The sequence below is a fragment of the Paracidovorax citrulli genome (assembly GCF_900100305.1).
GTDB classification, from domain to species: domain Bacteria; phylum Pseudomonadota; class Gammaproteobacteria; order Burkholderiales; family Burkholderiaceae_C; genus Paracidovorax; species Paracidovorax citrulli.
Genome location: NZ_FNEY01000034.1, coordinates 25,278 through 51,973 on the forward strand (window position 1 = coordinate 25,278; position 26,696 = coordinate 51,973).

Annotated in this window: 25 protein-coding genes and 1 riboswitch; of the genes, 13 read left to right on the forward strand and 12 right to left on the reverse strand. The window is 71.0% G+C overall.

Features of this window, described 5'->3' with window-relative positions; all coding sequences use genetic code 11:
• Nucleotides 1–21: 21 nt before the first annotated feature.
• The 3 genes from BLR99_RS18815 to BLR99_RS18825 all read right to left on the reverse strand — a co-directional run bounded on the left by BLR99_RS18815 (nucleotide 22) and on the right by BLR99_RS18825 (nucleotide 3,676).
• The gene (locus tag BLR99_RS18815) at nucleotides 22–1,344 is read right to left on the reverse strand and encodes a type II toxin-antitoxin system HipA family toxin (protein WP_011797526.1); all 1,323 of its coding nucleotides are present in this window, start codon (nucleotides 1,342–1,344) and stop codon (nucleotides 22–24) included.
• Nucleotides 1,344–1,850: a helix-turn-helix domain-containing protein gene (locus BLR99_RS18820; protein WP_011797525.1), complete on the reverse strand. Its 507-nt coding sequence runs from the start codon at nucleotides 1,848–1,850 to the stop codon at nucleotides 1,344–1,346. Before BLR99_RS18820 ends, BLR99_RS18815 begins: the two co-directional genes overlap by 1 nt.
• A gap of 224 nt (nucleotides 1,851–2,074) precedes the next feature.
• On the reverse strand, nucleotides 2,075–3,676 hold the full coding sequence (locus BLR99_RS18825) for a cryptochrome/photolyase family protein (RefSeq protein WP_011797524.1): 1,602 nt from the start codon (nucleotides 3,674–3,676) through the stop codon (nucleotides 2,075–2,077).
• Between the two features lie 252 nt (nucleotides 3,677–3,928).
• Between BLR99_RS18825 and BLR99_RS18830 the strand changes: the two genes are divergently transcribed.
• From BLR99_RS18830 to BLR99_RS18860, 7 genes are all read left to right on the forward strand, one after another.
• Nucleotides 3,929–5,023: a LuxE/PaaK family acyltransferase gene (locus tag BLR99_RS18830; protein WP_011797523.1), complete on the forward strand. Its 1,095-nt coding sequence runs from the start codon at nucleotides 3,929–3,931 to the stop codon at nucleotides 5,021–5,023.
• Nucleotides 5,020–6,519, forward strand: a complete 1,500-nt coding sequence (locus BLR99_RS18835; protein ID WP_011797522.1) for an acyl-CoA reductase — start codon at nucleotides 5,020–5,022, stop codon at nucleotides 6,517–6,519. Before BLR99_RS18830 ends, BLR99_RS18835 begins: the two co-directional genes overlap by 4 nt.
• Nucleotides 6,520–6,529: 10 nt before the next feature.
• The gene (locus BLR99_RS18840; RefSeq protein WP_011797521.1) at nucleotides 6,530–7,303 is read left to right on the forward strand and encodes an ABC transporter ATP-binding protein; all 774 of its coding nucleotides are present in this window, start codon (nucleotides 6,530–6,532) and stop codon (nucleotides 7,301–7,303) included.
• Nucleotides 7,300–8,091 (forward strand): ABC transporter permease, encoded by a 792-nt coding sequence (locus tag BLR99_RS18845; protein ID WP_011797520.1) that lies wholly within the window; start codon nucleotides 7,300–7,302, stop codon nucleotides 8,089–8,091. The genes BLR99_RS18840 and BLR99_RS18845 overlap by 4 nt, the downstream gene beginning before the upstream one ends.
• Before the next feature lie 31 nt (nucleotides 8,092–8,122).
• Nucleotides 8,123–9,130: an ABC transporter substrate-binding protein gene (locus tag BLR99_RS18850; RefSeq protein WP_011797519.1), complete on the forward strand. Its 1,008-nt coding sequence runs from the start codon at nucleotides 8,123–8,125 to the stop codon at nucleotides 9,128–9,130.
• 32 nt (nucleotides 9,131–9,162) lie between these two features.
• The gene (locus tag BLR99_RS18855) at nucleotides 9,163–9,930 is read left to right on the forward strand and encodes a 3-oxoacyl-ACP reductase (RefSeq protein ID WP_011797518.1); all 768 of its coding nucleotides are present in this window, start codon (nucleotides 9,163–9,165) and stop codon (nucleotides 9,928–9,930) included.
• A 104-nt stretch (nucleotides 9,931–10,034) separates the two neighbouring features.
• The gene (locus BLR99_RS18860) at nucleotides 10,035–10,787 is read left to right on the forward strand and encodes a tyrosine-protein phosphatase (protein WP_011797517.1); all 753 of its coding nucleotides are present in this window, start codon (nucleotides 10,035–10,037) and stop codon (nucleotides 10,785–10,787) included.
• 71 nt (nucleotides 10,788–10,858) lie between these two features.
• On the opposite strand, the gene BLR99_RS18865 is transcribed toward BLR99_RS18860, so the two are convergent.
• The gene (locus BLR99_RS18865; RefSeq protein ID WP_011797516.1) at nucleotides 10,859–11,326 is read right to left on the reverse strand and encodes an HU family DNA-binding protein; all 468 of its coding nucleotides are present in this window, start codon (nucleotides 11,324–11,326) and stop codon (nucleotides 10,859–10,861) included.
• A 301-nt stretch (nucleotides 11,327–11,627) separates the two neighbouring features.
• Here BLR99_RS18865 and BLR99_RS18870 point away from each other — a divergent pair, with 301 nt between their 5' ends.
• Together BLR99_RS18870 and BLR99_RS18875 are read left to right on the forward strand one after the other, a co-directional pair.
• A complete protein-coding gene (locus BLR99_RS18870) occupies nucleotides 11,628–12,572 on the forward strand; it encodes a PhaM family polyhydroxyalkanoate granule multifunctional regulatory protein (RefSeq protein WP_048857394.1) in 945 nt (314 codons plus the stop codon).
• Between the two features lie 46 nt (nucleotides 12,573–12,618).
• Complete coding sequence (locus BLR99_RS18875; protein WP_048857395.1) at nucleotides 12,619–13,938, forward strand: FIST signal transduction protein; 1,320 nt, start codon at nucleotides 12,619–12,621, stop codon at nucleotides 13,936–13,938.
• Between the two features lie 67 nt (nucleotides 13,939–14,005).
• Here BLR99_RS18875 and BLR99_RS18880 read toward each other — a convergent pair whose 3' ends face one another.
• From BLR99_RS18880 to BLR99_RS18905, 6 genes are all read right to left on the reverse strand, one after another.
• A complete protein-coding gene (locus BLR99_RS18880) occupies nucleotides 14,006–15,325 on the reverse strand; it encodes a D-amino acid dehydrogenase (protein ID WP_046059944.1) in 1,320 nt (439 codons plus the stop codon).
• A gap of 87 nt (nucleotides 15,326–15,412) precedes the next feature.
• Nucleotides 15,413–15,522: riboswitch (glycine riboswitch) on the reverse strand.
• A gap of 145 nt (nucleotides 15,523–15,667) precedes the next feature.
• On the reverse strand, nucleotides 15,668–16,864 hold the full coding sequence (locus BLR99_RS18885) for a CMD domain-containing protein (protein ID WP_074687437.1): 1,197 nt from the start codon (nucleotides 16,862–16,864) through the stop codon (nucleotides 15,668–15,670).
• 44 nt (nucleotides 16,865–16,908) lie between these two features.
• Nucleotides 16,909–18,378, reverse strand: a complete 1,470-nt coding sequence (locus tag BLR99_RS18890; protein WP_048857396.1) for a SidA/IucD/PvdA family monooxygenase — start codon at nucleotides 18,376–18,378, stop codon at nucleotides 16,909–16,911.
• Nucleotides 18,379–18,594: 216 nt separating this feature from the next.
• Nucleotides 18,595–19,614, reverse strand: a complete 1,020-nt coding sequence (locus BLR99_RS18895; RefSeq protein ID WP_048857397.1) for a Bug family tripartite tricarboxylate transporter substrate binding protein — start codon at nucleotides 19,612–19,614, stop codon at nucleotides 18,595–18,597.
• A gap of 160 nt (nucleotides 19,615–19,774) precedes the next feature.
• Nucleotides 19,775–20,203: a YXWGXW repeat-containing protein gene (locus BLR99_RS18900; protein ID WP_011797509.1), complete on the reverse strand. Its 429-nt coding sequence runs from the start codon at nucleotides 20,201–20,203 to the stop codon at nucleotides 19,775–19,777.
• Nucleotides 20,204–20,376: 173 nt separating this feature from the next.
• Entirely contained in the window at nucleotides 20,377–20,631 is a 255-nt protein-coding gene (locus tag BLR99_RS18905) for a transcriptional regulator (RefSeq protein ID WP_011797508.1), read from the reverse strand.
• An 88-nt stretch (nucleotides 20,632–20,719) separates the two neighbouring features.
• On the opposite strand from BLR99_RS18905, the gene BLR99_RS18910 reads away from it, so the two are divergent.
• Nucleotides 20,720–21,424, forward strand: coding sequence for a S24 family peptidase (locus BLR99_RS18910; RefSeq protein ID WP_074687438.1), 705 nt, complete (start codon nucleotides 20,720–20,722; stop codon nucleotides 21,422–21,424).
• Between the two features lie 11 nt (nucleotides 21,425–21,435).
• On the opposite strand, the gene BLR99_RS18915 is transcribed toward BLR99_RS18910, so the two are convergent.
• The gene (locus tag BLR99_RS18915) at nucleotides 21,436–22,167 is read right to left on the reverse strand and encodes a helix-turn-helix domain-containing protein (protein ID WP_011797506.1); all 732 of its coding nucleotides are present in this window, start codon (nucleotides 22,165–22,167) and stop codon (nucleotides 21,436–21,438) included.
• Nucleotides 22,168–22,281: 114 nt separating this feature from the next.
• Between BLR99_RS18915 and BLR99_RS18920 the strand changes: the two genes are divergently transcribed.
• The 3 genes from BLR99_RS18920 to BLR99_RS18930 are packed head-to-tail and all read left to right on the forward strand — an operon-like array spanning nucleotide 22,282 to nucleotide 25,663.
• Nucleotides 22,282–23,166, forward strand: coding sequence for a hypothetical protein (locus BLR99_RS18920; RefSeq protein ID WP_048857399.1), 885 nt, complete (start codon nucleotides 22,282–22,284; stop codon nucleotides 23,164–23,166).
• A gap of 53 nt (nucleotides 23,167–23,219) precedes the next feature.
• Entirely contained in the window at nucleotides 23,220–25,154 is a 1,935-nt protein-coding gene (locus BLR99_RS18925) for an MFS transporter (protein ID WP_048857405.1), read from the forward strand.
• A complete protein-coding gene (locus tag BLR99_RS18930; protein ID WP_011797503.1) occupies nucleotides 25,154–25,663 on the forward strand; it encodes a hypothetical protein in 510 nt (169 codons plus the stop codon). Before BLR99_RS18925 ends, BLR99_RS18930 begins: the two co-directional genes overlap by 1 nt.
• A 13-nt stretch (nucleotides 25,664–25,676) precedes the next feature.
• Here BLR99_RS18930 and BLR99_RS18935 read toward each other — a convergent pair.
• The coding region (locus tag BLR99_RS18935; protein WP_233427244.1) for a methyl-accepting chemotaxis protein at nucleotides 25,677–26,696 on the reverse strand (1,020 nt) is incomplete at its 5' end.

Consider the following 26,696-nt stretch of genomic DNA (forward strand, 5'->3'; position numbering starts at 1 on the left):
GAGCGAGCCATGCGCCTGTGATCAAGGGAGGCTGGCGGCTTCCGAGAGAAATTTTTCTGCCTGGCCCCGCATGCCTTTCGCGATCGGGTCCCAGATGCGCTCGGGAAAGCTCCGGGGCAGTTGCGCTTCCACGGACTCGAGGGCCTGACCGACGCCACCGACCAGGTCCTGCATCGCCTTCCAGATCGGAGGGCCGCCGTTTTTCATGGCGAGGGCATGCCAGTGCCGGGCCCGGATGGTGTGTATCTCGTAGTGCGTGTTTTTCGAGCGCAGCGCCATGGCGAGGCGCACATCGCGCAAATGCAGTTGCCCCCTTTTCCTGCCCACGTAGGGCCAGACGGAAAGTACGTCGTACAGGGGCGCCATGTCGTAGGCATTGCCCTGGCGCAGGAAAATCGAAAAGTTCTTCGCATGGCCGTCGGGCGCTGCCATGAGCCAAAAGGCCAGTTGGGCCAACTGGAAAGCCATGCGGTCCATGTCCGCATCAGCGCTTCCGGCCAGCAGCGTGAGGCCAGTCGCGACGGACGGCCCGCCATCGCTTTCGTACTTCAAATGTGAGGGCAGGCCCAGCGCCTGGCAGAAGTCTTCCTGGGGAAGCCGGGCGATCCACTTGCCGCCGTCCATCCATTCGCGGTCGAAGCGCTCCACGATCAGGGCTTTCTGGTCGCCGAACGTGGCCATTTCGGTGCGCGCCATGGGCAGGCCGAGCGCCTGGACGATCTGCGCGCACAGCCATTCGTTTTCGACAGAGTCGAACATGTCCACCTGGGTGGTGTTGGCGATCACGCCGAGCGGGAGCTTGAAGATGTGGGTGCTCGGGGTGGCGCCGACGGGACTGCACCACTGGCCGTTGACCTGCACGAAGGCGGTTTTTTCCTGGGCTCCGGCCAGGGAAATACGGAAGGGCCGAGCTTCATTGGCATGCCGCGCGACCGGGTCATCGGGCACTGCACGGAGCGCTGCCGCGACCTGTTCGTCGGTCAGCGGCTCGCCTGCCACACGGTTCCACCCGTCCGGGGTCGTTCCTTCCGGAAGCAGCTGCACGGCACCAACGCAGTCACGGCCGATGGCCTCCAGCAAGGTGAACGTATCGCGTGCCCTGGTCTTGAATCGCCGGGCGATGCGCTCTCGGATCCGTTCGTTGTCAGGCAGGAGGTTGTCGAAGTAGTTCGCGACGACCTCTCCCTTGATCTCCAGGGTGCGGGTGAGGGGTAGCGACAAAGACAGGGGCCGGGATTTTTCGGACTCCAGCCATGAGGGGGCGTACGAGAAGCTGTGGGCTCCTCTGTGGACCTGCCAGGTGCCGACGAATTCGCCATTCATCCACGCGTCGAGCGCCACCATTACCAAGAGCCCTTCTTGGGCCGTATGACAAAGTTGCGCCCGGATGTCGGTGTGACATCGGTGTTCGGGTTGGCGTCTCGCAGCGCTTGCGCGTCCGACGGGGGCTTTGCGCCAGCGCGGCTGACGAGAACCGATTTCGCCTGGAACCGGCCACCGCCAGCCAAGGGCTGCTTGCGCCACTGGCCAGCCGGTGTGCTGTTGACTGGCGATTGCCTGGCCGGCTTGCGGGGCTTGTTTGCAGGAGCGTTGGGGGGAGGGGGCGTATCCGGCTGGCCTGCGATCACTTCGGGGGCGTCATCTCTCACCACCAGGGAGGTGCGCAACGCCGAGAGCACTTTCATCAATTGATCGACGCTGACGGCGCCAGGATTGCCTTCGATCTCGGCGATGCGGGCCTGTCCCACGCCGAGCAGCCGCCCGAGCGCGGCCTGGGTGAGGCCGCGCGCCTTTCGGAGCGCGCGCAGGTGCTCACGGAGTTGGCTGGTCAGGTGAATGGGATAGTCCATGGGGCATCTATATCGGTTCGTGCCAATATATCTACCAAAGCCAGTTTTTGCAAGATATTGGATTTGGTGTATGAATGGCGGTTATTGGAGATGCCCAGTAATTCATGCCTCGTCTGGCGAGTGACCGATTCATCGGACCACGGCGCACGAGCCTGGGGCTGCAGGAACGCTTCATCGCGGAGCTGGGGACCGAGTGATCGTCCGAGGTGTGCGTCCCCGCGGCTTCAATCCGGCCAGGCGTCCCGGCCGTGTTCCCTCCGCAATTCCTCGGCCCTGCTGCGTATCGCCTCACGCTCCTGCGGCCGCATCGTCTCCAGCCGCGCCAGCTGTGCCGCCATGCGGGGCACGTCTGCCAGCAGTTCCCGGTGCCTGAGCAGGAAGTCCCTGTAGAGCGTGGTGAAGGGGCAGGCCGTGTCGCCCAGGAAGGCATCCGGGTCGTGGCGGCAGGTGGCGCAGGGGCCGCCCATGCGCTGGATGTACTTGCCCGTGGCGATGTAGGGCTTGCTGGCCATCAGGCCGCCGTCGGCGTACTGGGACATGCCGAGGGTGTTGGGCAGTTCCACCCATTCGACGGCATCGACATAGACGGCGAGGTACCACGCGTGCACGGCCTGGGGCCGCACGCCCAGCAGCAGGGCGAAGAGGCCGGTCACCATGAGGCGCTGGATGTGGTGGGCGTAGCCGTGGTCCAGCGTTTGCCGGATGGCCTGGCGCAGGCATGCGAAGGGGGTGTCGCCGGTCCAGTACCAGGCGGGCAGGGGTGCGTCGGCACCGAGCGCGTTGCGGTCCCGGTAGGACGGCATTTCGGTCCAGTAGATGCCGCGCACGTATTCGCGCCAGCCCAGGATCTGGCGGATGAAGCCCTCGGCGCTGGCCAGCGGGACACGGCCGCTCCGGTAGGCGGCCTCAGTGGCCGCGACCACCTCGCGCGGATGGATCAGCTTCAGGTTGAGCGCCGCGGAAAGGTGCGAGTGGTAGAGCCAGGGCTCGCCCGGCCACATGGCGTCCTGGAAGGGGCCGAACGCCGGCAGCCGGTGGTCCACGAAGTCTGCGAGCGCATGCAGGGCCTGGGCGCGGGTGACCGGCCAGGCGAAGCTCTCCAGTGCCCCCGGATGGTCGCCGAAGCGCCGGGCGACCATTTGCAGCACCTCGCGGGTGATGGCGTCGGGCTCGAAGCGGCAGCGCCCGGGCACCATGCCCGGCCCCTGCGGACCGAAGGGGCGCCGGTTGTCCTTGTCGTAGTTCCAGGCGCCGCCTTCGGGCTGGCGGCCGTCCATCAGGATGCCGTGGCGGCGGCGCATGGCGCGGTAGAAGGTTTCCAGGCGCAGCGGCCGTCCGGCCAGCTGGCGCCGGAAGTCGGCGAATTCCCGCACGGTGGCGAAGAAGTGGCGGTCGGGCCGGGTTTCCAGCGGCAGCCCGGCGTCGGCCGCGACGGCGGACAGCGCCTTCCAGACGCGCCAGTCCCCGGGCGCGGTCATCACGAGGCGCCGCGGCCGGTGCGTGCGGATCGCCGCGCGCAGCGCATCGGCCAGGGTTCGGCAGGCGGGCTCGCGGTCGTCGTCCAGGCGCCGGTAGTCCAGGGGGCGGCCCAGTGCCCGCAGCGCCTGCGCGAAATGCCGCATGGCCGCCAGAAAGAGGGCAATGCGCGGCCGGGAGGACCAGACGTGCGTGGATTCCTCTTCCACTTCCGCCATCCACGCCATGTCCTGCCGCGGGTCGAAGCCGTCGAAGGCCGCTGCGTCCGGATCGAGCTGGTCGCCCAGCACGAGCACCAGGGCGCGCACCGGCCGGGCGGTTGTCGTCGTGGCGGGCGCCGGTGATTCCATGCCCGGGAATATAGGCGGCCCGGAAGCCGCAGCGGAAGCAGGGCGTTTGGATGGCGGGTTAAGATGACCGCAACGCTCCGGGGTGCACGCTTGTGCTGAGATCCACACCCGAGAACTTGAACCGGGTCATTCCGGCGGAAGAAGAGCTGTCACCACCATCCTCCAGCCTCCGCAGGCGCGCCGCGTGGCGTGCACGGCATGGCCGGCGTGGCCTTCGGAGCATCGTTCACAGGTCACGAAGGAAGAAGCTCCATGGACAAGGTCGCTGCGCTGGTCGCGGACATCCTCGCATTCATCGCGATGGAGGAAGAAGGCGGCTGCACCGACGCACAGTTCGATACGCTGGCCCTGCGGCTGTTCGCCCACCAGTATTCCGCCAACCCCGCCTACCGCACCTTCTGCCAGCGCCGCGGCGCGACGCTGCGCAGCGTGGAGCGCTGGAGCGATATCCCCGCGGTGCCGATCGATGCCTTCAAGGCGACGGAACTGCGCAGCGAGCCGCCGCGGCCGGACGAGCGCGTGTTCATGACCAGCGGCACGACCCGGGGTGCAGAGGCGCGTGGGCGGCATTTCCACCCGCGGCTCGATGTGTATGACCTGTCGATGGCGCGCAATTTCCAGCGGCGTTTCATGCGCGGGGCCGGGCCCATGCCGATGGGCATCCTGTTCCCCGACGAGCATTTGATGCCGAATTCGTCGCTGGCGCACTACCTGGCGCTGGCGCGGGCCGTGTTCGGCAGCCCGGTCAGCCGGCATTTCGTGGGCGCGCACGGCATGCACGTGGTGAGCCTGTGCGCGGCGCTGGAGGCCGCGGAGCGCACCGGCACGCCGTATGCGCTGCTGGGCGCGAGCTACAGCTTCGTCCATTTGATGGAGGCGCTGCACGAGAAGGGCCGCCGCTTCCAGCTGCCGCCGGGCAGCCGCGTGCTGGACACGGGCGGCTACAAGGGCCTGTCGCGCGAGGTGCCGCCGGAGGATTTCTACGCCGGGCTGTCGTACACGCTGGGCGTGCCGCGCGAGCTGTGCATCAACATGTACGGCATGACGGAGCTGAGCACGCAGTTCTACGACGACGGCAATGCCGTGGTGCCCTCGGTCAAGTCCGGGCCGCACTGGATCCGGTCGCGGCTGGTGGACCCGGCCACGGGACGTGACGTGCCGCCCGGCGAGCGCGGCATCCTCGTGCATTGCGACCTGGCCAACTACAACTCCGTGACTACCATCCTGACCGAGGACGTGGGCGAGTGGGCCGAGGGCGGCTTCCTGCTGCTGGGCCGGGCCGAAGGCGCGCAGGCCAAGGGCTGTTCGCTGGCGGTGCAGGACTTCATGCGGGCCACCGGGAAATGACACCCCAGGCGGCCCCCGCGGGCACCGCGGTGCAGCGGGTGCGGGCGGGCTACCTGCCCGGCATCGACGCGCGGGACGTGGCCTGGCAGGTGCTGCCCTTCGTCCAGGGCGCCGCCCGGCTGGAGGTGGAAGTGCCCGTGCTCACGCCCGCGCAGATGGACGCGCTGGCCCGCCGCGTGCGCGAAGCGGCCGCCCGCCATCTGCAGCCCATGGCGGTGGAGCAGGTCATCGATGTGATCGACCGTGCCATCGCCCGCCTGCTGGACCGCAGCGACCCGGTGCGGCGGCAGGCCGAGGCGCTGCTGCCCATCGTGAGCGGCTACGACGCCGAGATGGTGCGGCTGGGGCTGACGGGCTTTTTCAAGACCTTCCGCGCGCCGCAGCTGCGCCGTTTCGTGGCCGAGGACTTTGCCAATCCGCTGGTGCTCGATGGTTTCCAGCCAGCGCCTAAGGGCGGCGCGGTGCGCGCCTTCGGGCCGGGCCTGCTGGTGCACAGCTGGGCGGGCAATGTGCCGGCGCTGGCGCTCTGGAGCTTCGTGTGCGGCCTGCTGGTCAAGGCCGGCAGCATCGGCAAGCTGCCCAGTGCCGAGCCGCTCTTCGCGGGCTGGTTCGCGCAATTGCTGGCCGAGGTGCATCCGCCACTGGCCGACTGCTTCGCCGTGGTGTGGTGGAGGGGCGCGGGCGGCGACGATGCCGCGGCGCTCTATGCCCGGGCCGATACGGTGCTGGCCTATGGCGGCAACGATGCGCTGCATGCCATCCAGCGGCGCCTGCCCGTGACCACGCGCTTCCTGCCGCACGGGCACAAGCTGGGTTTCGGCATCGTTTCGGCCGCCGCGCTGGATGCACTCGATGCGCCGGCCGTGGCGCGCCGGGCCGCGTGGGACGTGATGCGCTACGACCAGCAGGGCTGCTACTCGCCGCATGTGTTCTACGTGCAGCGCGGCGGCGCCGTGTCGCCGCGCGGCTTCGCGGGCTACCTGGCGGGCGAGCTGGCGCAGTTGCACCGGCGCTTTCCGCGACGGGCGCTGGATGTGGAGGAATCCGCCGCCGTGGCCAGCTGGCGGCAGGCGCTGGAATGGCGGGGCCTTTCGGTGGCCGGAGGCGCCGCCGCCGACGAACTCATCGGCACGCCCGATGACCCCTGGAGCGTGGCGTACTGCGACGCCCTGCGGCCGCTCGCGCCCACGGCGCTGCAGCGCAGCGTGCAGGTGGTGGCCGTGGATGCGCTGGACGAGGTGCCGCGTGCCATCGCCGGCCACGGCCCCTTGCTGCAGACCGCGGGCGTCGCGGCCACGCCGGAAGAACTGCGGTACCTGGCCGCGCTGCTGGGGGCGGCGGGCGTCACCCGCATCAGTGCCATCGGCGCGATGAGCGTGCCCGAGGCCGGCTGGCATCACGACGGCCGTTTCAACCTGCTGGACCTGGTGCGCATGGTGGAGATCGAGCAATCCGCCGAAAGCGCCGCAGAGACTTTCGCGCCGTATGCCGACTGAGACCGCTGCGATGGACGGCGCCGGGCTGGGGGGCGGCGAGGCCTTTCTCGACATCGAGCAGGCCGTGTTCGCCTACCCCGGTCGCGCGCCGGTGGTGGATGGCGTGAGCTGGCGCATAGCCGCGGGCGAGGTGCATTGCCTGGTGGGCCGCAGCGGCTGCGGCAAGACCACGCTGCTGCAGCTGGCCGCGGGCCTGCTGCGCCCGCGGTCGGGCCATGTGCGCGTCCAGGGCCGGGATGTGGTGGCGCCCGGCCCGCAATTGGGTTTCATGTTCCAGGCGCCCACGCTGCTCGAATGGCGCAGCGCCATCGACAACGTGCTGCTGCCCGTGTCGCTGCAGCGCCGGCCGCAGGCGGCCGATGTGGAGCGCGCGCAGGCGCTGCTGGACCAGCTGGGGCTGGGCGCCCATGCGCGGCAGCATCCGCGCCAGCTCTCGGGCGGCCAGCAAAGCCGCGTGGCGCTGGCGCGCGCGCTGGTGCTGGAGCCCGCGCTGCTGCTGCTCGACGAGCCTTTCGCGGCGCTGGACGCCATCACCCGCGCCGAGCTGCAGGACGACCTGCTGCGCACCTGCCGGCAGCGGGGCACCACCGTGCTTTTCGTGACGCACGACATCACCGAGGCCGTGTACCTGGGCGACCGCATCGCCGTGCTGCAGGCGGGCCGCGTGGCGGACGACATCCGCATCGACCTGCCCGCGCCGCGCACCCAGGCCATGCGGCACGACGCGCCCTTCAACCGCCTGTGCGCGCGCGTGCGCGCCGGCCTGGACGGGGTGGGCGCATGAGTGCATCCCGCGAGCAGGGCGCCCCTTCGACTGCCTGGCCGTACCGCGCCCTGGGCACCGCGCTGCTGCTGGCGCTGCTGGGCGCGTGGGAATGGGTGGCCCGGCATTCGGGGCTCTCGGCGCTGGTGCTGCCCGCGCCCTCGGCCATCGCGGCATCGCTCTGGCAGGGGCTGTGCACGGGCTATTTCGTGCCCCATGTGCGCGCCACGCTGGCGGCGCTGCTGCTGGGGCTGGCGGGCGGGGGGCTGGCGGGTCTGGCGATCGGCATCGCGCTGGCCGAATCGCCGCTGCTGGAGCGCGTGCTGCGGCCCTACGTGGTGGTCAGCCAGGTGGTGCCCAAGCTGGCGCTGGCGCCGTTGTTCGTGCTGTGGTTCGGCTTCGGCATTCCATCCACCGCGCTCATCACCGGTCTGATCTGTTTCTTCCCATTGATGGAAAACACCTTCACCGGGCTGCGGCAGGCCGATGCGCAGCGCCTGCAGCTCTTTCGCATGCTGGGCGCCACGCGCTGGCAGACGCTGCTGCGCCTGAAATTGCCGCTGGCGCTGCCGGCCATCCTGGCGGGCCTGCGCATGGCCGTGGTGCTGGCGCTGGTGGGGGCGGTGGTGGGCGAGTTCATCGGCGCCAGCCGGGGCCTGGGCGCGGTGGTGATCGCCGCGCAGGGGATGATGGACACGTCCCTGATGTTCGCGGCGCTGGTGCTCATCGCGGCCATCGGGCTGCTGCTCTACCAGGCCACGCTGTGGCTGGAGCGCTGGCTGCTGCGGCCCTATGCCGATCGTTCCTGAACGTGCTTTTCCCATCCTCTTTTTCGACGACATGCAACGACCTGAATTCCTCTCGCGCCGCACGCTGCTGGCGGCTTCCGCCGGGCTGGCGGCCACGCGCTGGGCGGGTGCCGCCACGCCACCCGCGGCGGCCCTGGGCAAGATCACCGTCGCGGGCTGGAGCAAGCCCATCAGCGAGATCACCAACCTGCTGGCCGAGCCCGAGAAGGGCTTTTTCAAGGCGCGCGGCGTGGAGCTGGGCTACCTGCCCGGCGCGGGCGGCGGCGATGCGCTGCGCAATACGCTGAGCGGCCAGGGCGACGTGGCCTTCACCGATCCGGGCTCGTTCTTCATGGCGCTGGACAAGGGCGAGAAGCTCACCGCCATCTACGACATCTATCCGCAGAACGTGTTCAACGTGGTGTCGCTGCAGTCCTCGGGCATCCGCACGCCGGCCGACCTGAAGGGCAAGCGCATCGGCGTCTATAGCCTCTCCAGCGGCACGCGTCAGAACCTGCTGGTGCTGCTGCACCAGGCGGGGCTGAAGGAGTCGGACGTGACCATCGTGGTCACCGGCCTGCTCAACTTCGCACCGCTGCTGCAGGGCCGGGTCGATGCCACGGCGGCCACCGACACGGGCCTGGCGGTGGGCCGCCGCAAGGGCCTGGGCGCCGTGAACGTGATGCAGGTGCGCGACTACCTCAATGTTTCCAGCGACCTTTTCGTGGTGCGCAGCGAGGTGCTGCCGCAGAAGAAGGCGCTGCTGCGCGCCTTCCTGCAGGGCTACCGCGACAGCGCCGCATGGATGATGGCCAGGCCCGAAGAAGCCGCCGCGCTGGCCGTGAAGGTCGCGATCGACGGCACGCAGCAGGATGCGAACCTGGAGGTGATCCGTCTGCGCAACGCCTCCGCGCAGCCCTCGGTGCCGGGCCAGCCGCTGGGCGCGTTCAATCTCGCATCGCTGCAGAAGGCGGCCGATGCCTACCGTGCGCTGGGCCTGGTGCAGCGCGACATCCGCGTGGCCGACGTGGTGGACGCCAGCCTGCTGCCCGCCGCGTGAGTCCGCCGGCCTTGAGGAGCGAGGAGCACCCCATGAAGTTCAAGGGCCAGGTCGTTCTGGTGACGGGCGCGAGCCGGGGCATCGGCGCGGCCATCGCGCGGGCTTTCGCGCAGGAGGGCGCCACGGTGGTGGTGAACCATTTGTCCAACGACGCGGCGGCGGCCGAGACGGTGGCGGCCTGCCGCGCCGCCGGCGGCGATGCCTGGGCCGCGCGCGCCGACGTGGGCGATGCCGATGCGGTGCGCGCCATGGTGGACGCGGTGGTGCTGGAGGCCGGCCGCATCGACGTGGTGGTCAACAACGCTTTCCGGCCCTATGCCTTCGATGCACGGCGCCGCGCGCTGTTCGACGGCCTGCAGTGGAGCGACTACCAGGCCCAGTTCGACGGTGCCGTGGGCGGGGCCTTCAATGTCTGCCAGGCGGTGCTGCCGCACCTGCGCCAGCGCGCGCGGGGCAGCGTCGTGAACATCGCCACCAACCTGGTGGAGCATCCGGTGGTGCCGTACCACGACTACACCACGGCCAAGGCCGCGCTGGTGGCCTTCAGCCGCAACCTGGCGGCCGAGCTGGGGCCCGTGGGCATCCGCGTCAATTGCGTGGCGCCGGGGCTGGTCTATCCCACGCAGGCGAGCCGATCCACGCCCGAGGCGCTGCGCGACGCGATCACCGCCGCCACGCCGCTGCGGCGCATCGCCCGGCCCGAGGATGTGGCGGGGCCGGTGCTGTTCCTGGCCTCGGAGTGGAGCAGCTTCATGACCGGGCAGGTGCTGTTCGTCGATGGCGGGCTGGTGATGAAGTGACGGCGATGCCTGCTGCAGTGCGAGTGCGCGCATGACCCGCGTATGAATGGGCACGGGACGCCCAGGTGATTTGAAGTCGCGGGCGCTTTCGCTACAGTGCCGGCATGGCTTCTTTCTCGCGTTCACTGCCCCTGGCGGGCGCCACCAATTTCCGTGACCTGGGCGGCTATGCCGGGCAGGACGGGCGCACGGTCCGCTGGCGCCGCCTGTTCCGCTCCGACCACCTGGCATGGCTCACCGCACAGGACGCCGACACGCTGGCGCCGCTGGGGCTGGTGCGCGCGATCGACTTCCGCGGCGAGGCCGAGAGCGCCGCGCTGGCCTACGCCCTGCCCGGCGTGGCCTACCACCCGCTGCCGATCGAGCCGACCGTGGTACAGCGCGCCAAGGACATGGCGCTGGCCAACCGGCAGATCACGCCCGCCATCGCCGTCGAGCTGATGCAGGACACGTACCGCGCCTTCGTGTCCGACAACGCGGCGCAGTTCGCCGCGCTGTTCGGGCACCTGCTGCAGAGCGACGCGCCGCTGGTCTTCCACTGCACCGCGGGCAAGGACCGGACGGGCTTCGCAGCGGCGCTGATCCTGCTCGCGCTCGGCGTGCCGCGCGACGTGGTGATGCAGGACTACCTGCTGACCAACAGCCTCTACCAGCCGCCGGCGCATTTCACCGGTACCGCGCCGGCGGAGGTGATGAATGTGCTCTGGCGCGTGCAGGAGGACTTCCTGCATGCCGCGCTGGACGCTGTGGACCAGGACCACGGCGGGCTGGACCGCTACCTGGCGGCGCGCCTGGGCGTCGGCCCGGCGGAGCGGGCGCGGCTGGCGCAGATGTACCTGGACCCGGCGGGCGGTTGAGCGCGGCGGCGGCCCCATGAAAAAAGCCGGCATGCGCCGGCTTTTTTCCTTCATGCTCGGGGAGCCCGGTCTCAGACCGTGGCGTCCTTGAGCTTCTTCAGCGCGCGGGTCTTGATCTTGACCGAGGCGGGCTTGGCGGGGAACCAGCGCTCTTCGCCCGTGAACGGGTCCTTGCCGAAGCGCTTCTTCTTGGCGGGCACTTGCTGCAGGCCGATCTTCATCAGGCCGGGCAGCGTGAATTCGCCGGAGCCCTTCTTGTGCACCGAGCCCAGGATCGCGGCTTCCAGCGCGGCCATCACGGCCTTGGCGGCCTTGGGCTCCACGCCGGCCTGCTCGGCCAGGTGCGCGATCAGCGAGGTCTTGGTGAACGTGGTCTTCAGGGGCTTGAGCGCTGCGGGCGCGGCCTTCGCGGCTGCGGCCCTGGGTGCCGCGGCCTTCTTCGCGGGAGCAGCCTTCTTCGCAGGTGCCGCAGCCTTCTTCACCGCGGGAGCGGCCGCCTTCTTTGCCGGGGCGGATGCGGCTTTCTTTGCAGTTGCCATGGTTGGTTTTCTCGTGTTGACGTATTGAGGATTCCAGACGTGCTGGTCGGCGGATTCTAGGGCGTTTACCCGCCTGTGGCGCGGGTTGCACGCGCTTTTGCGGCTGCGGGGTGCGCAGATCCTCGTATTTTCGGCATGCGCGCCCTGCCGGCCGGGCGCCCGCAAAGCCTGTGACGCTTGCGTGGATGCGGGGGCTGGCCGCGTTGGTGGAGTCGCGCAATCGCGTTAAGCTGCCACCCACGGGGCCGGTGCCCCGGCGCAACGCAGCGGTATGTTCCGCCCCACGCAAGGAGCCCAGGCCATGAGCAGCAACGACAGCAATTCCGCCGGCAGCGATACATCCCCCTTCGGTTTCGGCCGTTTCGTGCCGGGCTTCGATTTCCTGCAGAACCTCGCCAAGGGCGCGGCGGCGGGCATGCCGCAGATGCCGCCGCTTTCGGGCTGGGTGGCGCCCACGATCAGCGTGGAAGAGCTGGAAAAGCGCATCAGCGAACTGAAGGCGGTGCAGTTCTGGCTGGACCAGAATTCCCGCGCGCTCACGGCGACCGTGCAGGCGCTGGAAGTGCAGAAGATGACGCTGTCCACGCTGCAGGGCATGAACGTGGCGATGGGCGACATCGCGAAGGCTTTCACGCCGCAGGCGGCGCCCCCCGCGTCCGGGCCGGCGGCGCCGCGTCCCGATCCTTTCGCGCGGCCGCCGCGCCCCGGGCCTGCAGCGCCGGCACCTGCTCCGGAGCCGGCCGCGCAGGCGCCGGCGGCAGCGGGCCGCGACGCCACCGGCGACGCCGGCACCGAGCCGCCCCTCGCCGCGCCGGGCGTGGTGGACCCGATGCAATGGTGGTCCGCGCTCACGGGCCAGTTCCAGCAGATCGCCGCCAATGCGATGAGCGACGTCTCGAAGCTGCCTTCGATGGACGCCACGCGCGGCATGGCGGCGGAGGCGCTCAAGACGGCCACCGACATGGCGACGCAGTTCGCCGCGCAGGGCATGCAAGGTATGCAGGACATGCAGGACGCCGCGCGCCAGGCCGCGGAGGCCGGCACCGGGGGGGGGCGCGCCACGGACGGCGGCGGGGCGGCGCGCGGAGCGAAGCGCCCGCCTTCCGCGGCGGCCCCTGCGCCGCGCGCCACAGCCGCCAAAGCACCTTCCGCGAAGGCCTCTTCCGCGAAGGCCCCGGCAGGGGCGCCGCCCGGGGGCGCACGCCGCGCCGCCAGCCCCAAGCCCGGGCCGAAGGGCCGTTCCTGACGGGCGCAGTCTCGCCTGCGATCGCGGTCCACCGATTTTTTCGACCATGAAACTCTTTCCCAATGGCCATGCCACCCACCCGCAATGGCGCATGGCCGCCGCGCTGGTGCTGGCGCAACTGCGCGCGCAGATGGCCCTGCCGCACTACGCCAGCGCGCCCGCGCTCGGCGTGCTCTACATCACGGACCACTACGCGCAGGAGGCGGAAGCCTTGCTCGACATGCTCGCGGCCGAACTCCCGGAGGTGACCGACTGGAGCGGCACGGTGGGCGTGGGCGTGGCGGCGAACAATGCCGAGTATTTCGACGAGCCGGCCCTGTCGGTGATGCTGCTGGACCTGCCGCAGGACCAGTACCGCGTGTTCTCGGGCGTGGCGCCGCTGTCGCGCGGGGGATCGGCCGCGGGCGGCTTCGTGCCGCACACGGCGCTGGTGCATGCCGATGGCGATACGCCGGACCTCGCCGAGCTGATCGCGGAGATGTCGGACCGCACCGAGTCGGGCTACCTGTTCGGCGGCATCGCGGCGAGCCGCGGGCGCAGCGTGCAGTTCGCGGTGGGCGGCAACGGCAACATGGCGGGCCAGGGCGCGGCGCGGGGGGTGTTCGGCGGAGGCCTGTCGGGCGTGGCGTTCGGCAGGGGCGTGGGCATGCTCTCGCGCGTGACCCAGGGATGCCAGCCGGTCGGCCCGTTCGCGCAGATCACGCGCGCGCAGGACAACGTGGTGCTCGCGCTCGACGGCGAGCCCGCGCTGGACGTGCTGCTGGGCACGCTGGGCATCACCCTGGAAGGCGATCCGCAGCCCGCGCTGCGTGCCCTGCGCGCGACGCTGGCAGGGCTGGTGGACGAGGGCTCCCAGCCCATGGGGCGCACGGGCCATTTCGGCACGGACGTGCGCGTGCGCCATCTCGTGGGGCTCGATCCGATGCGGCATGGCGTGGCCCTGGCCGACAAGGTGGAGGAGGGCATGCGGCTCGCGTTCTGCCAGCGCAACGTGGCGGCGGCGCGCGCCGACCTGATGCGCATCTGCGCCGAGATCCGCGAGGAACTGGCGCCGGAGCCGCAGGAGCCCGCGGCCGCCCCGCCGCCGTCGCACGCCGGCGAACGCGCGGCGCTGATGCGCGCGCTGGACCATGCCACCGAGGGCATGCCCGAGCGCACGATCATGGGGGCCATCTATGTGAGCTGTTCGGGCCGGGGCGGGCCGCACTTCGGCGGGCCCGGCGCCGAAATGCAGATCGTGCGGCACGCCCTGGGTGACGTGCCGCTGGTGGGGTTCTTCGCGGGCGGCGAGATCGCCCACCACCGGCTCTACGGCTACACCGGCGTGCTGACCGTGTTCACCTGCGCCGGGCCGGGCGAAGCTTAGAGCGGCCAACACGACCCTTCCGGCGTCGTTGCCGCATCTTGTCGTACTACGGTACTGCCTGCCGCTCTCAGGCCAGCGCCGGCACGGCGGCGCGGCCGCGCGGCATGCCCGCGAAGGCGAAATCCACCTCGGGCACGATACCGCTCACGATGCTGGCGATGGCGCGGCCCGAGCCGCAGGCATGCGTCCAGCCCAGCGTGCCGTGGCCGGTGTTGAGGAACAGGTTGGGCAGCTTCGTGCGGCCGATGAGCGGCACGTTGCTCGGCGTGGCCGGGCGCAGGCCCGTCCAGAACTGCGCCTGCGAGGTGTCGCCCGCGCCGGGGAACAACTGCTCCACGCGTTTCACGATGGCCTCGCAGCGCACCGGGTTGAGGTCGCGGCCGTAGCCGTTGAGTTCCGCGGTGCCGGCGATGCGCATCACGTCGCGTGCCGGCTGGCCGTCCTGGGCCGCGCGGGTGTAGCGCGAGAAGACCAGCTTGTATTCGTCGTCCGTCAGGCTGACCTCGTAGGCGGCGGACGCATCGCGCACGGGCAGCGTCACCGAGTATCCCTTGGCCGGATAGATGGGCAGGCGCAGCCCCAGCGGCTCGGCCAGCAGCGGGCTGAACGAGCCCATGGCCAGCACGTAGGCATCGCCGCGCACGCGCTCGAAGCGGCCTTCCGCATCGGTGATCTCCACGTGGTCGATGGCCCCGGCCGCGGTGCGCAGCGCCGTGATGTGGCAGCCCATGCGGAACCGCACGCCGGCCTGTTCGGCCCGCTGCGCGAGTGCGCGCGTGAAGGCGTTGGCGTCGCCGGATTCGTCGGCATCGGTGTAGGTGGCGCCCGCCAGTTGCGAGCGGATGGAGGCCAGGGCCGGCTCGATGCGCACGGCCTCGTCGGCGCTCACCACGCGGCGCTCGCAGCCGAGCTGGCGCATCTGTTCGGCCGGTGCGAGGGCGCCGTCGAATTCCTTGCGGCTGGTGTAGAAGTGCAGGATGCCCTGCGTGCGCTGGTCGTACTGGATGCCGGTGTCGCGGCGCAGCTGCTGCAGCGTTTCGCGGCTGTAGGTGCCCAGGCGCACGATCTGCTCGATGTTGTGGCGCGTGCGCGCCGGCGTGCATTCGCGCAGGAACTGCAGGCCCCAGAGCCACTGGCGCATGTCGGCGCGCAGCCGGAAGAGCAGCGGCGCGTCCTCCCGGCCCAGCCATTGCAATACCTTGAGCGGGGCGCTCGGGTTGGCCCAGGGCTCGGCGTGGCTCACCGAGATCTGGCCGCCGTTGGCGAAGCTGGTTTCCGCGCCGGGCGTGGCCTGGCGGTCGATCACGGTCACTTCGTGGCCGAGCTGCTGGAGGAAATAGGCGGAGGTGGTGCCGAGCAAGCCTGCGCCGAGGACGATCACGCGCATCTTCAAACCTTTCGAGGGTGAAGCGCCGGGCGTGCGCGTGCAGGCAGCTATGGATTCAATAGCGTGCAGCAGGCGCGTGGCCCGGCTGCCGCTCCCCCTGTCCTTGGTACCTGAGAGATTCACCCCGCGGCCAACACGGCGCAGGGCTTGCTCCTTCGGTGCGCCACGGGTTGTGGCGGCTCTCCAGACGGCGTTCGATGGTGTGCAGTACGGTACCTGAGCGTGTATGGGAGTTTGCGCCTTCGGTGGAACGCCGGCGGTGCCGCGGCCGTTCACTCTCCTGCGGGGCGGATCCTAGCAGCGAAACCGCGCCGCGCAAAGCGCCCCGGCGCGGCCGCGGGTTCAGCCGGCCCGCGGGAAGACGGCTTCGCCCAGGTTCAGCATGAGCCGGTTGGCCCAGGCGAAAAGGGCGGCGGCATGCAGCGCGTCCAGGATCTCCAGGTCGGACAGGCCGGCATCGCGCAGCGGCTGCAGGTGCTGCGCGCCGAACGTGCCGGGCGTGCGCGTGAGCGCGGCGCTGGCCTGCACGATGGCGCGCTCGCGCGCATTGGTGCCGGCGGTGTCGGGCTCCTGGAAGATCTGCGCCATCACGTCGTTGCGCTTGGCCAGTTGCTCGAAGCGCTGGGCATGCACGGAGGCGCAGTACACGCAGCCGTTCACGCGCGAGACCACGGTGCTGGCGACTTCGCGCTCGGCACGGGCGAGGCCGCCCGGGGCGTACATGATGGCGTTGAAGGCCTGGGAGCGCTCGGAGAGCACGCGGGGCTGGTGCGCCAGCAGCAGGTAGAAGTCCGACGTGCGGGCCTTGGGATGGCTGAGGTCGAGCACCGCGTTCTGCTCGGGGGTGGCCGCTGCGGGATCGAGCACGGGCAGCCAGGCCTTCCAGTCCAGCGTCTCGCTGGTGTAGCCGTTCACGCGCAGCGGCTCGCCGGGCGCGGGCAGGTTGGCGGGATGGACGAAGGGGGCGGCATCTACGGGCTGCGCTGCTGCTGCAGCGGCCGGCGCGGCACCGGCCTCGCCCAGTTGCGCCAGCGCGGCCACGCCGGCCACCACGCGCAGCTGGTAGGTGACGAAGCCGATCAGCTGCGCGAGCAGCACCGTGTCCGGCACCGAGAGGCCCGCGGCGGGCAGCGCCTGCAGGGCGGCCTGGTCGCTTTCGGCGGGGTGCGTGGCGAGCGTGCGCGCGAAATGCACGATGGCCTGCAGGCGTGCGTCGGCGATCGCGGCGTCGGGCGCATCGACGAGCGCCTGCACGGCCGGCGGGGGATGCAGGGGCTGGAGGGCCGCGCGGTAGTGGGCCGCTAGCGCGGGCAGGCCGCTCACGCGGGCGATGTCGTGCGCCACGGCCAGGCGCTCGGCCTGCGTGAGGCCGCCGGGCAGGCCTGGGCCGAAGAGGGCGTCCTCGCAGCCCTGTGTGGCCGTGGCGACCTTGTCGCGCTGGTGGCGCACGGCGTGGGCCGTGCTGCCGGGCGCGAGGCCGGCGATGTGGTCGATGGTGTCGCGGGATGCGGTGGCAGTGGTGGCGGCGGTGTCGGTCATGGGCAATCCGTTGCGTCGGGGCAGTAAGAGGGAGGGGCGGCCGGTCAGCCGGGCAGGACGCGCCGGGCGGTGTCCGCGGGCGTCCATTCGTCGCCCAGCAGTTCGGGCTCGGCATAGGCCTGCAGCACGCCGAAGTGGTGGTCCACGTCCTCGCGGTAGAACAGGCTGGCGAGGCCGGTGGCCAGCCGGCGAGCGCCGTCGCTGATGGCGGGGATGTCGCCCGAGACCGTGCCGTGCGAGAGGGCCGCGGGGTAGCAGAAGCAGTGCACGCGCTCCAGGCCGGGGCAGTCGCCAGGCAACTTCTCGCGGAACTCGAACACGGGGCCCAGGTCGGGCGAATCGGCCAGTTCCTGGTCTTCGTCGCCCGGCGGCGGCGTGTAGCGTGAGCCCCAGGTGCGCACGTGGGGCGCGATGGCCGCGAACTCGGGCTTCTGCGTCCAGTCGATGGCGAAGCCCGTCGAGACGATCAGGAAATCGAAGGCGAAGGTGCCGTGCGGCGTGGCGACGTGCAGCGCGCCGTCGGCCGGGTTTTCCCGCACGCCCTGCACCGGGCAGCCCAGGTGGAAGAAGGCGTTGGGGTGGCGCGAGACGCGCAGCGTGCTGCCGTGCGGCGGGGGCACCTGCGTGGTGTTGATGTAGTGGCGGATGCGCCACTTCCAGGCGTCCGGCAGGTCGTGGTGGCCGTGCGTGAGGCCGGGCACGCCCGAGCCCTTGGATTTGTTGATGCGGGGCAGGTCGGGGCGGCGCACCAGCAGGTCCACGCTGGCGGCGCCGCATTCCAGCGCCGTGGCGGCGCTGTCCATGGCCGACGAGCCGGCGCCCACCACGCCCACGCGCAGGCCGCGCAGCGTGGCGTAGTCCAGCACATCGGACGAATGCGCCCAGCGGCCGCGGCCGACCCCCTGCATGAAGGCCGGAATCTGCGGCCCGCCCAGGCCGTCGCGGCCCGTGGCCAGCACCACGCGGCGTGCGAACCAGGTCGTGGCGCGGCCCTGCGCCTGCACGTCCACCTCCACCAGCCCGTCGCCACGCGGCCGCACGGCGCTGACCGCATGGCCGTTGCGCACGTCGGCCCGGGTGACGCGCCGGTACCAGCGCAGGTAGTCCATCCACTGCAGCCGCGGGATCTTGTCGAGCGCGGCCCAGACGTCTTCGCCCCACTGGGCCTCGAACCACGCTCGGAAGGTGAGCGAAGGCACGCCCAGCGCCGGACCCGTCAGCTCCTTGGGCGAGCGCAGTGTTTCCATGCGCGCCGTGGTGGCCCAGGGCCCCTCGTGGTCTTCCGGCGCGCGGTCCAGCAGCACCGCAGGGATGCCCTGCTGCGCGAGCGCCATGCTGGCCGCCAGGCCCGCCTGGCCGGCGCCGATGATGAGCACGTCGATGACCGGCCGGCCCGCATGCATGCGCTGCGGCAGCCAGGCCTTCGCGCGCCAGTTGAGGGTCAGCAGGTCGTGCTGCAGCCGCTGTTCAAGAGCGGCCAGCCCGGCCGCGCCCAAGGGAGAGGAAATAGCCATGAAAAGATCGTTGCTGTAGCAGATGCAGGTAGTGCGATGGGATGCGATGGCAATGCCGGGCCGGCTTCGTCATGGCGCCTGAAACCGGCGCGGCCCAAAGCCAGCCACCCCCGTGGAACTGGTTCCGCCAGGCCACCGGGGGTGCCCCCCTTCCCGAGGCGCGCAGCGCCACGAGAGAAGGGGGAGCGGCGCAAGCCGCTCAGGGGGTTGACGCCGCTAGTCCACGCTGATTTTCGCGTCCTTCACCACCTGCGCCCACTTGGCCCGGTCCTTGCGCACGGTCCGGGCGAACTGCTCCGGCGTTTCGATGCGCACCGTGTTGCCCTGCGATTCGAAGCGCTGTCGCACCTCGGGCTGCTCCAGCACCTCGCGCAGCGCGGTATTGAGCTTGCGCACGATGGCCGGGTCCGTGCCCCTGGGCGCGAAGATGCCGAACCAGATGGAGCTGTCGAAGCCCTGGGTGCCGGGCAGCCCGCTCGATGCGATGGTGGGCACCTCCTTCACGGCGCCCACCGGCTTCGCGGTGGTCACGCCCAGCAGCCGCACCTTGCCGGCCTTGTAGTGCGGCAGCACGGTCTGCACCTGGTTCATGATGCAGCAGGTCTCGCCGCGCACCACCGAGGTGATGGCCTCCGGGCCCCCCTTGTAGGGCACGTGCACCATGTTCAGGCCCAGGCGCGCGTTGAATTCGGCGAACGCCATGTGGGTGCCGGCGCCGTTGCCGGTGGAGGCGTAGTTGTACTTGCCGGGGTTCGCCTTCACGATCTCGACGAATTCCTGCAGCGTCTTCGCGTCGATCACGTCCGGGTTCACGGTGAGCACGTTCGACACGTCGATGAGCGTGCCCACGGGCACGAAGTCGGCCTCCACGTCGAAGGGCAGCTTTCTGTAGAGCGCGGCATTGCTGCCGTGCGTGGCCGCGGTGCCGAAGGCCAGCGTGTAGCCGTCCGGCTTCGCGCGGGCGACGTATTCGCTGGCGATGTTGCCCGCGGCGCCGGACCTGTAGTCGATGATGACCGGCTGGCCGAGCTTCTGGCCGAGGGGTTCCTGCACGGAGCGGGCCACCACGTCCACGCCGGAGCCGGCCGGGAAGCCCATGATGAGCGTGACGGGCTGGCGCGGCCAGTCGGCGGCGGCGTGCGTATCCGCCGCGAGGGCGGGAGAAGACGCGGTCCAGGCCGCGGCGGCGAGCGCGGCGGCACCCAGCCAGGAGAAGGAGTCGGAAAGACGGCGCATGCGAAGGGTCCCAGGGAAGAACAGGATCCCTGCGCGGACGGGGCCGCCCGGGCGGGTCGGTCCTGTGCGAAGCAGGGAATGCGCCATTGTGGGCAAGGCTTCATGCCTGGCTGCCCATATGGTTATGGTGCCCCGGCGGCCCGGCCGCGCCGCAGGTGGATCAGTACCGGTAGGGGTCGTTGGGCCGGCGGTCGTAGCGGTTGGGCACGCCGTCGCCGTCCCGGTCCCAGCCGCCGCGGCGCATCTCCCAGCGGCCACCCTGCTGCACCCAGCCCGGCTGGCGGTACACGTAGCCCGGCCGCGCGTGCAGCCAACGGCCCGGAACCCAGACGTGCCCGCGGCCGCGCCATTCCCAGTGGCCCTGTTCCCAGACCATGCCACGACGCGGCGGCGGCACGCGTTCATGGCGGGGCGGGGGCGGCCCGGGCCAGCGCTCCTGCACCACGGGCACGGGCGCGACGTACCGCGGGCCGGATTGCACGATGACCGTGGCGCTGGTGGCGGCCTGCGCGGAGGTGGTCACCGTGCCCATGGCGGCGGCCAGCGCGAGCGAGGCGGCGGAGAGGGACAGGGCCTGGCGGTGGGTCATGGAAGTCTCCTGAAAGGGGCGGATCCCGGTGCCGGGCCCGGTCGGCCCCGGTGGTCCCGGTCATCCATGGCGCCATGGTCGCCGCCGCGCGTCAACGCCGTGTCGTCCCGGTGTCGCCGCCGTGCGAAGCGGTGTGAGCAGGTGTTCCCGCCCCTCTCCCCCGTGCCAGGGCGTCAGCGCGCCGTGCCCAGTTCCGGCCAGATGGCGGCCCAGTCGTGCGGGCGCAGGTCCTTGCGCGTGACCTGGCCGCCCGTGGCCTGTTCGATGGCCACGCAATTCAGCGGAGAGGGAATGCGCCGCGCGTAGCCGTGCTGCCATTGCCGGATCTGCGCATCGCTCTTGATCGGCGAGCCGTACTGCGCCATGCGCAGCCGCAGCTGCCGGACGCTCAGAGCGCCGTGCTGTTGGAGGTACTCGTGCAACGTCATGTCCCGCCCCGTGGAAAGTAGCAATTGCTCTGGATTCTATTTTTGCAAAGTAGCAAAAGCAACCGTAGCGTGTGCTACTTTCCGGCCCATGGACGAAACCGCGTTGCAACTGTACCGGCGCCAGCGCCTGGATGAGGCGATCAACCACCTCACGGCGGGTAACGTGACTGCGTTCGGGCGGCTGCTGGGGTACCGCGACGGGGCTTTCGTGCGGCAGATGCTGTCGGGTTCGCGGGCGGTGTCGGACAAGACGGTGCGGGCGATCGAGACGCTGCGCGGCATGCGCGCGTGGTTCCAGACGGACGGGGAGCCGCCCCTGCAGGCGGGGGAGCGGGACCCGGCCTATCCGGACGCGGAGGCCGGCGCGGGCCGGGACGCCGTGCTGGTGCTGGAGGTGCGGCGCCAGCAGGACCTGGGCGAGCGGCAGGGCGCCGAGCCCGCCTGCACGGCGGACGGCGGCATGCGCACCCTCGCGCTCACCCACGAGTGGCTGGAGCGCCGCAGCCTGCGTGCGCGCGACCTGATCGCGATCGCGGTGGGCGACGACAGCATGCAGCCGTCATTGCATCCCGGGGATGTGGTGGCGGTGGATACCCGCGATCCCTCGCCGGCCGACGGGCAGGTGTTCGTGGTGGACTACGAGGGCGCCTGCCTGGTGCGGCGGGTGGTGCGCGACAGCGGCGCATGGTGGCTGGCCGCGGAGAACGCGCTGCGGTTTCCGCGCAAGCAATTGACCGCACCCTCGGCGCGGCTCGTCGGGCGGGTGGTGCACGTGCACAGCGAGACGCTGTGAACTGCGTGCCTTCAGCGCCGCATCGCGGTGAAGGCCTCGAACTCCCAGCGCCGCATCGCCAGCAGCACGGTGTAGCCCTCGCGGTCGCGCTCGGGCAGCCGCTGGTCGGCGAGGTGCTGCTGCGCGAAGTCGTGCGCCACGCGCTGCAGGCGCTCCTGGAAGGCGGGCGCGAGGCTGCGGCCAATGGCGCCGTGCACCATCAGCACGCCTTCGCCCGGGCCGTCGAAGCCGCCCGAGAAGTAATCGAGCAGGGCATGGTCGCGGAAGTAGTGCATCACCGGACCATGTGCGCGCCAGCGGAAGGTCTTGGCGAGCTTGAGCCGGTAGCGGTTGAGCGGGCGCAGCTCGATGATGCCGATGCGGTCGAGCTGCGCGAGGTATTTGACGCCTTCGGCGTCCGAGAGCCGGTAGGTGCCGAGGATCTGCTCCAGCGTCCACTGGCTCAGCACGCAGATGGCCATGAGCAGCAGCTTCTTGTCGGCCACCACCGCGCGCTCCTGTTCCAGCGAGAGCTGGTCGAGCAGGGGCTGGCTGTCGGCCACGCGGCGCGCGAGGTCGGCGAAATCCAGCCGCAGCGCGCGGCAGATGGCGTCGATGCGCGACAGCGGCATGTCGCCGCGCGCCAGCATGCGCTTGACGCTGGATTCGGCCATGCCGAGGGCCTGGGCGAGGTCGGCATACGTCATGTGCGCGGCCTTGAGTTCCTTCTTGAGGGCAGCGACGAGGTCGGCGGTGGTGCTCATGGGTATCGATTATGGATACTGCGGGTGGCCGGCGGCAGTTCTGGTGGCGCTGGGCGATGCTGAAGGCCGGGCGCGGCGCGAGACTGACCGGCACATCCACTGCACGCACCTGCCATGCACCCTCCCGCATCCTCTTCCCGCACCGCGTCCCTGCCGCTGTCCCGCCGCGAAGGCGTGCTCTGCGCCGCCCTGCTGGCCGGCGTGGCGCTGGCCCTGGCGGGCCCTGTCGTTCCGCCCGGGCCGCAGGCGCATGCCTATGCCGACCAGCGCACGCTCTGGGGCCTGCCGCATGCGATGGACGTGCTCACCAACCTGCCGTTCGCGCTGATGGGAGTTTTCGGGCTGGCGCGGCTGGCGGCCCGGGTGCGCGAAGGGGCGCTGCGGGCGGCCGGCGCCGCGGCGGCGGGCCTGTTCTTCGCGGGGCTGCTGCTGACCGCCGGAGGCTCGGCGCTCTACCACTGGCAGCCCCACGGCATCACGCTGCTGGCGGACCGCGCCGGCATGCTCGTGGCGTTCGCCGGCATGCTGGCGCTCGCGGTGGACGAGCGCATCGGCGCGCGGGCCGCCGCTCTCGTGTGCGCCACGGTGCTGGCCGGCGGCGCGGCCGCGCTGCGCACCTGGGGCATCACCGGCGACCTCTGGCCCTGGGCGGTGCTGCAGGGCGGCGGCATGCTGCTCCTGCTGGCCCTGGCGGCCGACGCATGGCGGTGCCGGCGGGCCGGGCGCGCGCCGCTGCCGGGGCGGCTGGGCGTCTCCCTGGCCGCGGTGATCGGCTGGTACGGCCTGGCGAAACTGCTGGAGGCCGGCGATGCGGCGGTGTTCGCCGCCACGGGGCACCTGGTGTCCGGCCACAGCCTCAAGCACCTGGCCGCGGCGATGGCGGCCTGGCCGCTGCTGGCGGCGCTGGCGCCGGGCCGGTATTTCGCGCGCTGCGAGCGCGGCACGCCCTGGCGCGGCCGCCGCGAAGGCACAATGCCCGCCGGCGCGAAGTCGAAATGACGCGATTTCCACACACTCCCCAGGAGCACGGCATGAGCCAGGAACAGACCCGCATGGCGGCCACGGAGGCCGCCCTCCCTTCGGGCGGCGGGCACGAGAGCCATCCCAACCAGTTCGCGCTGCTGCGCCAGCGGCGGTTCGCTCCGTTCTTCTGGACGCAGTTCGCGGGGGCGGCGAACGACAACCTCTTCAAGTTCGCCTTCACCGTGATGGTCACCTACCAACTGAGCGTGTCGTGGATGCCGCCGTCCATGGCGGGGCTGGTGATCGGCGCGCTCTTCATCCTGCCGTTCCTGCTGTTTTCCGCCACGTCGGGCCAACTGACGGACAAGATCGACAAGACGCGCATGATCCGCGTCGTGAAGAACCTGGAGATCGCCATCATGCTGGTGGCGGCCTGGGGCTTCCTGGCAGCCAGCCCCGTGGTGCTGCTGGGCTGCACCTTCCTCATGGGTCTGCACTCCACGCTGTTCGGCCCGGTGAAGTTCGCCTACCTGCCGCAGGTGCTGTCCGAGCGCGAGCTCACGGGCGGCAACGGCATGGTGGAGATGGGCACCTTCGTCGCCATCCTGCTGGGGCAGGTCGCCGGCGGGCTGCTGGTGGCCGTGCCCGGCGTGGGCCATGCCTGGGTGGCGGCCGCCTGCGTGCTCGTCGCGCTCGCGGGGCGGGCAACGGCGCAGTTCATTCCGAGCGCGCCGGCCACCGATCCGGGCCTTGTCATCAACTGGAACCCGGTCAGCGAGACCTGGCGCAACCTGAAGCTGGCGCACGGCAATCCGGTGGTGTTCCGCTCCCTGCTGGGCATCAGCTGGATGTGGTTCTTCGGGGCGGTGTTCCTCTCGCAGTTCCCCAGCTTCGCCAAGGAGGTGCTGCACGGCGACGAGCACGTGGCCTCTCTGCTGCTGGTCGTGTTCTCCGTGGGCATCGGCATCGGTTCGCTGCTGTGCGAGGTGCTCTCGCGCCGGCAGGTGGAGGTCGGCCTCGTGCCCCTGGGCGCCATCGGCATGAGCGTGTTCGCCATCGACCTGTACTTCGCCTCGCGCGGCCTGCCGGCGGTGCCCGCGATGGGCCTGGGCGCGTTCCTGGCGCAGCCCGCGCACTGGCGCGTGATGGCCGATCTGCTGCTGCTGTCGCTGTTCGCCGGCCTCTACAGCGTGCCGATGTACGCGCTCATCCAGATGCGCAGCCAGCCCACGCACCGCGCGCGCATCATCGCGGCCAACAACATCCTCAACGCGCTCTTCATGATCGCCAGCTCGGTGATCGCCGGGGCGCTGCTGTCGGCCGGCTGGAGCGTGCCGCAGGTGTTCCTCTTCACCGGCATCGCCAATGCCCTGGTGGCCGGCTACATCTTCCTGATCGTGCCGGAATACCTGCTGCGCTTCGTGGCCTGGGTGCTGTCGCGGCTGGTGTACCGCTTCCGCGTGCGGGGCGACGCGCACATCCCCGCGCAGGGCGCGGCGGTGCTGGTCTGCAACCACGTGAGCTTCGTCGATGCCGTGCTGCTCATGGCCGCGAGCCCCCGCCCGATCTATTTCGTGATGGACCACCGCATCTTCCGCGTGCCCGTGCTGGGCTGGCTGTTCCGGCTCGCCAAGGCGATCCCCATCGCTCCCCAGAAGGAGGACGCCGCCATTTACGAGGCCGCCTTCGAGCGCGCGGCGCAGGTGCTGCGGGGTGGCGACCTGCTGGCCATCTTCCCGGAGGGCGGCATCACCCGCGACGGTCAGCTGCAGCCCTTCAAGGGCGGGATCATGAAGATCCTGGAGCGCGCGGCGGCCGAAGGCGTGCGGCCTCCGGTGGTGCCGATGGCGCTCAGCAACCTCTGGGGCTCGTTCTTCAGCCGGGTGGACGGCACCGCCATGGCGCGCCCGTTCCGCCGCGGCCTGTTCAACCGCGTGGGGCTGGACGTGGGAGCACCCGTGCCGGCGGAGGCGGTGCAGCCCGAACTGCTGCGGGCGCGCGTGGCGCAATTGCTGGACCGGTGATGCGGGACGAAGAGGGCGCCGCGCTGGCGCGGCGCATCATGGATTTCCTGCGCGGCATCGGCCTGCCGGTGCGCGAGGCGCCGCTGCCGGACGGCTCCTTCCTGCCCGGCGTGCGCATCGAGCGCGGCGGCCTCTGCGTGGACCGTGCGCGGCTGACGTGGCCGGGCGACCTGCTGCACGAAGCGGGCCATCTGGCGGTGGTGCCCGCCGCGCTGCGCGCAGGCATGGACGACGCGCTGCAGGATCTGCCGGCCGTGGAGCACGGCGGCGAGATCGAGGCCACGGCCTGGGCCTGGGCCGCCTCCTGCCACCTCGGGCTGGATGCCGCCGTGCTGTTCCACGATGGCGGCTACCACGGGCAGGCGCAGAGCCTGCGCTTGACCTTCGGCATGGGGGTGTACCTCGGCCTGGCGGGGCTCGCCGCGGCGGGCATGGCGCTGTCGCCCGCGCAGGCCGCGGCGCTGGGAGGCGAGCCTTACCCGCGCATGCAGGTCTGGCTGCGCCCCTGAGCCGGGCTGTCCGTCAGAAGGTTTCCCAGTCGTCGTTGCCGGACCCGGCGGCCCTGGCGGGGGCGGGAGCGGCCGGCTGCTGGGCAGGAGCGAGTGCCGGGCGGGTGGCGGCCGGCGCAGATGCCCGGGCGGGCTTTGCCGGTGCGGCGGCGATGCCGGGAGCCGTGCGCTGCGCGGCAGCCGGTGCCCTGGCATGCTGCAGCGCGGCGGAGGCGGCGCGGGCGGTATCGCGGCTGCGCGACTGCGCCTGTGCGATGACGGCCTGGGAGGCACTGGCATCGACCTGGAAGACGCTGACGAGCTGCACGAGGCGCGCGGCCTGGGAGTTGAGGCTGTCGGCGGCGGCGGCGGATTCCTCCACGAGCGCGGCGTTCTGCTGGGTGACCTGGTCGAGCTGGTTGACGGCGTCGCTCACCTGGGAGATGCCCTGCTCCTGCTCGTGGGTGGCCGCTCCGATCTCGGCGATGAGGTCGGCGACGCGGCGGGCCTGCTCGACGATCTCTCCCATGGTGGTGCCGGCCTCGCCCACGAGCTGCGAGCCGGTCTCGACCTTGGAGACGCTCTCGCCGATGAGGGCCTTGATCTCCTTGGCGGCCTGTGCGGAGCGCTGCGCGAGGGTGCGCACCTCGCCGGCGACGACGGCGAAGCCCCGGCCCTGCTCGCCGGCGCGTGCGGCCTCGACGGCGGCGTTGAGCGCGAGGATGTTGGTCTGGAAGGCGATGGAGTCGATGACGCCGATGATGTCGCCGATCTTGCGGGAGGAGGCGGTGATGTCCTCCATGGTGCGCACGACGTTGCCCACGACGTCGCCGCCGCGCGCGGCGGTGGCGGAGGCCGAGGAGGCGAGCTGGGAGGCGGTGCGCACGGTGTCGGCGTTCTGCTTGACGGTGGAGGCCATCTCCTCCATGGAGGCGGCGGTCTGCTGGAGGTTGGAGGCCTGCTCCTCGGTGCGCTGGCTGAGGTCGGCGTTGCCGGTGGCGATCTGGGAAGCGCCGGTGGCGATGGATTCGCTGCTGTGGCGGACTTCGGAGAC

What these genes read in the sequence shown, in the direction of transcription:
- BLR99_RS18870 (WP_048857394.1), top strand. Translation starts at nt 11,628, where the DNA reads ATGAGCAGCAACGACAGCAATTCCGCCGGCAGCGATACATCCCCCTTC.
- BLR99_RS18910 (WP_074687438.1), top strand. Translation starts at nt 20,720, where the DNA reads ATGGACGAAACCGCGTTGCAACTGTACCGGCGCCAGCGCCTGGATGAG.
- BLR99_RS18815 (WP_011797526.1), bottom strand. Translation starts at nt 1,344, where the DNA reads ATGGTGGCGCTCGACGCGTGGATGAATGGCGAATTCGTCGGCACCTGG.
- BLR99_RS18915 (WP_011797506.1), bottom strand. Translation starts at nt 22,167, where the DNA reads ATGAGCACCACCGCCGACCTCGTCGCTGCCCTCAAGAAGGAACTCAAG.
- BLR99_RS18890 (WP_048857396.1), bottom strand. Translation starts at nt 18,378, where the DNA reads ATGGCTATTTCCTCTCCCTTGGGCGCGGCCGGGCTGGCCGCTCTTGAA.
- BLR99_RS18900 (WP_011797509.1), bottom strand. Translation starts at nt 20,203, where the DNA reads ATGACCCACCGCCAGGCCCTGTCCCTCTCCGCCGCCTCGCTCGCGCTG.
- BLR99_RS18850 (WP_011797519.1), top strand. Translation starts at nt 8,123, where the DNA reads ATGCAACGACCTGAATTCCTCTCGCGCCGCACGCTGCTGGCGGCTTCC.
- BLR99_RS18905 (WP_011797508.1), bottom strand. Translation starts at nt 20,631, where the DNA reads ATGACGTTGCACGAGTACCTCCAACAGCACGGCGCTCTGAGCGTCCGG.
- BLR99_RS18925 (WP_048857405.1), top strand. Translation starts at nt 23,220, where the DNA reads ATGGCGGCCACGGAGGCCGCCCTCCCTTCGGGCGGCGGGCACGAGAGC.
- BLR99_RS18920 (WP_048857399.1), top strand. Translation starts at nt 22,282, where the DNA reads ATGCACCCTCCCGCATCCTCTTCCCGCACCGCGTCCCTGCCGCTGTCC.
- BLR99_RS18845 (WP_011797520.1), top strand. Translation starts at nt 7,300, where the DNA reads ATGAGTGCATCCCGCGAGCAGGGCGCCCCTTCGACTGCCTGGCCGTAC.
- BLR99_RS18820 (WP_011797525.1), bottom strand. Translation starts at nt 1,850, where the DNA reads ATGGACTATCCCATTCACCTGACCAGCCAACTCCGTGAGCACCTGCGC.
- BLR99_RS18835 (WP_011797522.1), top strand. Translation starts at nt 5,020, where the DNA reads ATGACACCCCAGGCGGCCCCCGCGGGCACCGCGGTGCAGCGGGTGCGG.
- BLR99_RS18825 (WP_011797524.1), bottom strand. Translation starts at nt 3,676, where the DNA reads ATGGAATCACCGGCGCCCGCCACGACGACAACCGCCCGGCCGGTGCGC.
- BLR99_RS18830 (WP_011797523.1), top strand. Translation starts at nt 3,929, where the DNA reads ATGGACAAGGTCGCTGCGCTGGTCGCGGACATCCTCGCATTCATCGCG.
- BLR99_RS18930 (WP_011797503.1), top strand. Translation starts at nt 25,154, where the DNA reads ATGCGGGACGAAGAGGGCGCCGCGCTGGCGCGGCGCATCATGGATTTC.
- BLR99_RS18840 (WP_011797521.1), top strand. Translation starts at nt 6,530, where the DNA reads ATGGACGGCGCCGGGCTGGGGGGCGGCGAGGCCTTTCTCGACATCGAG.
- BLR99_RS18855 (WP_011797518.1), top strand. Translation starts at nt 9,163, where the DNA reads ATGAAGTTCAAGGGCCAGGTCGTTCTGGTGACGGGCGCGAGCCGGGGC.
- BLR99_RS18865 (WP_011797516.1), bottom strand. Translation starts at nt 11,326, where the DNA reads ATGGCAACTGCAAAGAAAGCCGCATCCGCCCCGGCAAAGAAGGCGGCC.
- BLR99_RS18885 (WP_074687437.1), bottom strand. Translation starts at nt 16,864, where the DNA reads ATGACCGACACCGCCGCCACCACTGCCACCGCATCCCGCGACACCATC.
- BLR99_RS18880 (WP_046059944.1), bottom strand. Translation starts at nt 15,325, where the DNA reads ATGCGCGTGATCGTCCTCGGCGCAGGCTTGCTCGGCACCACCTCCGCC.
- BLR99_RS18860 (WP_011797517.1), top strand. Translation starts at nt 10,035, where the DNA reads ATGGCTTCTTTCTCGCGTTCACTGCCCCTGGCGGGCGCCACCAATTTC.
- BLR99_RS18895 (WP_048857397.1), bottom strand. Translation starts at nt 19,614, where the DNA reads ATGCGCCGTCTTTCCGACTCCTTCTCCTGGCTGGGTGCCGCCGCGCTC.
- BLR99_RS18875 (WP_048857395.1), top strand. Translation starts at nt 12,619, where the DNA reads ATGAAACTCTTTCCCAATGGCCATGCCACCCACCCGCAATGGCGCATG.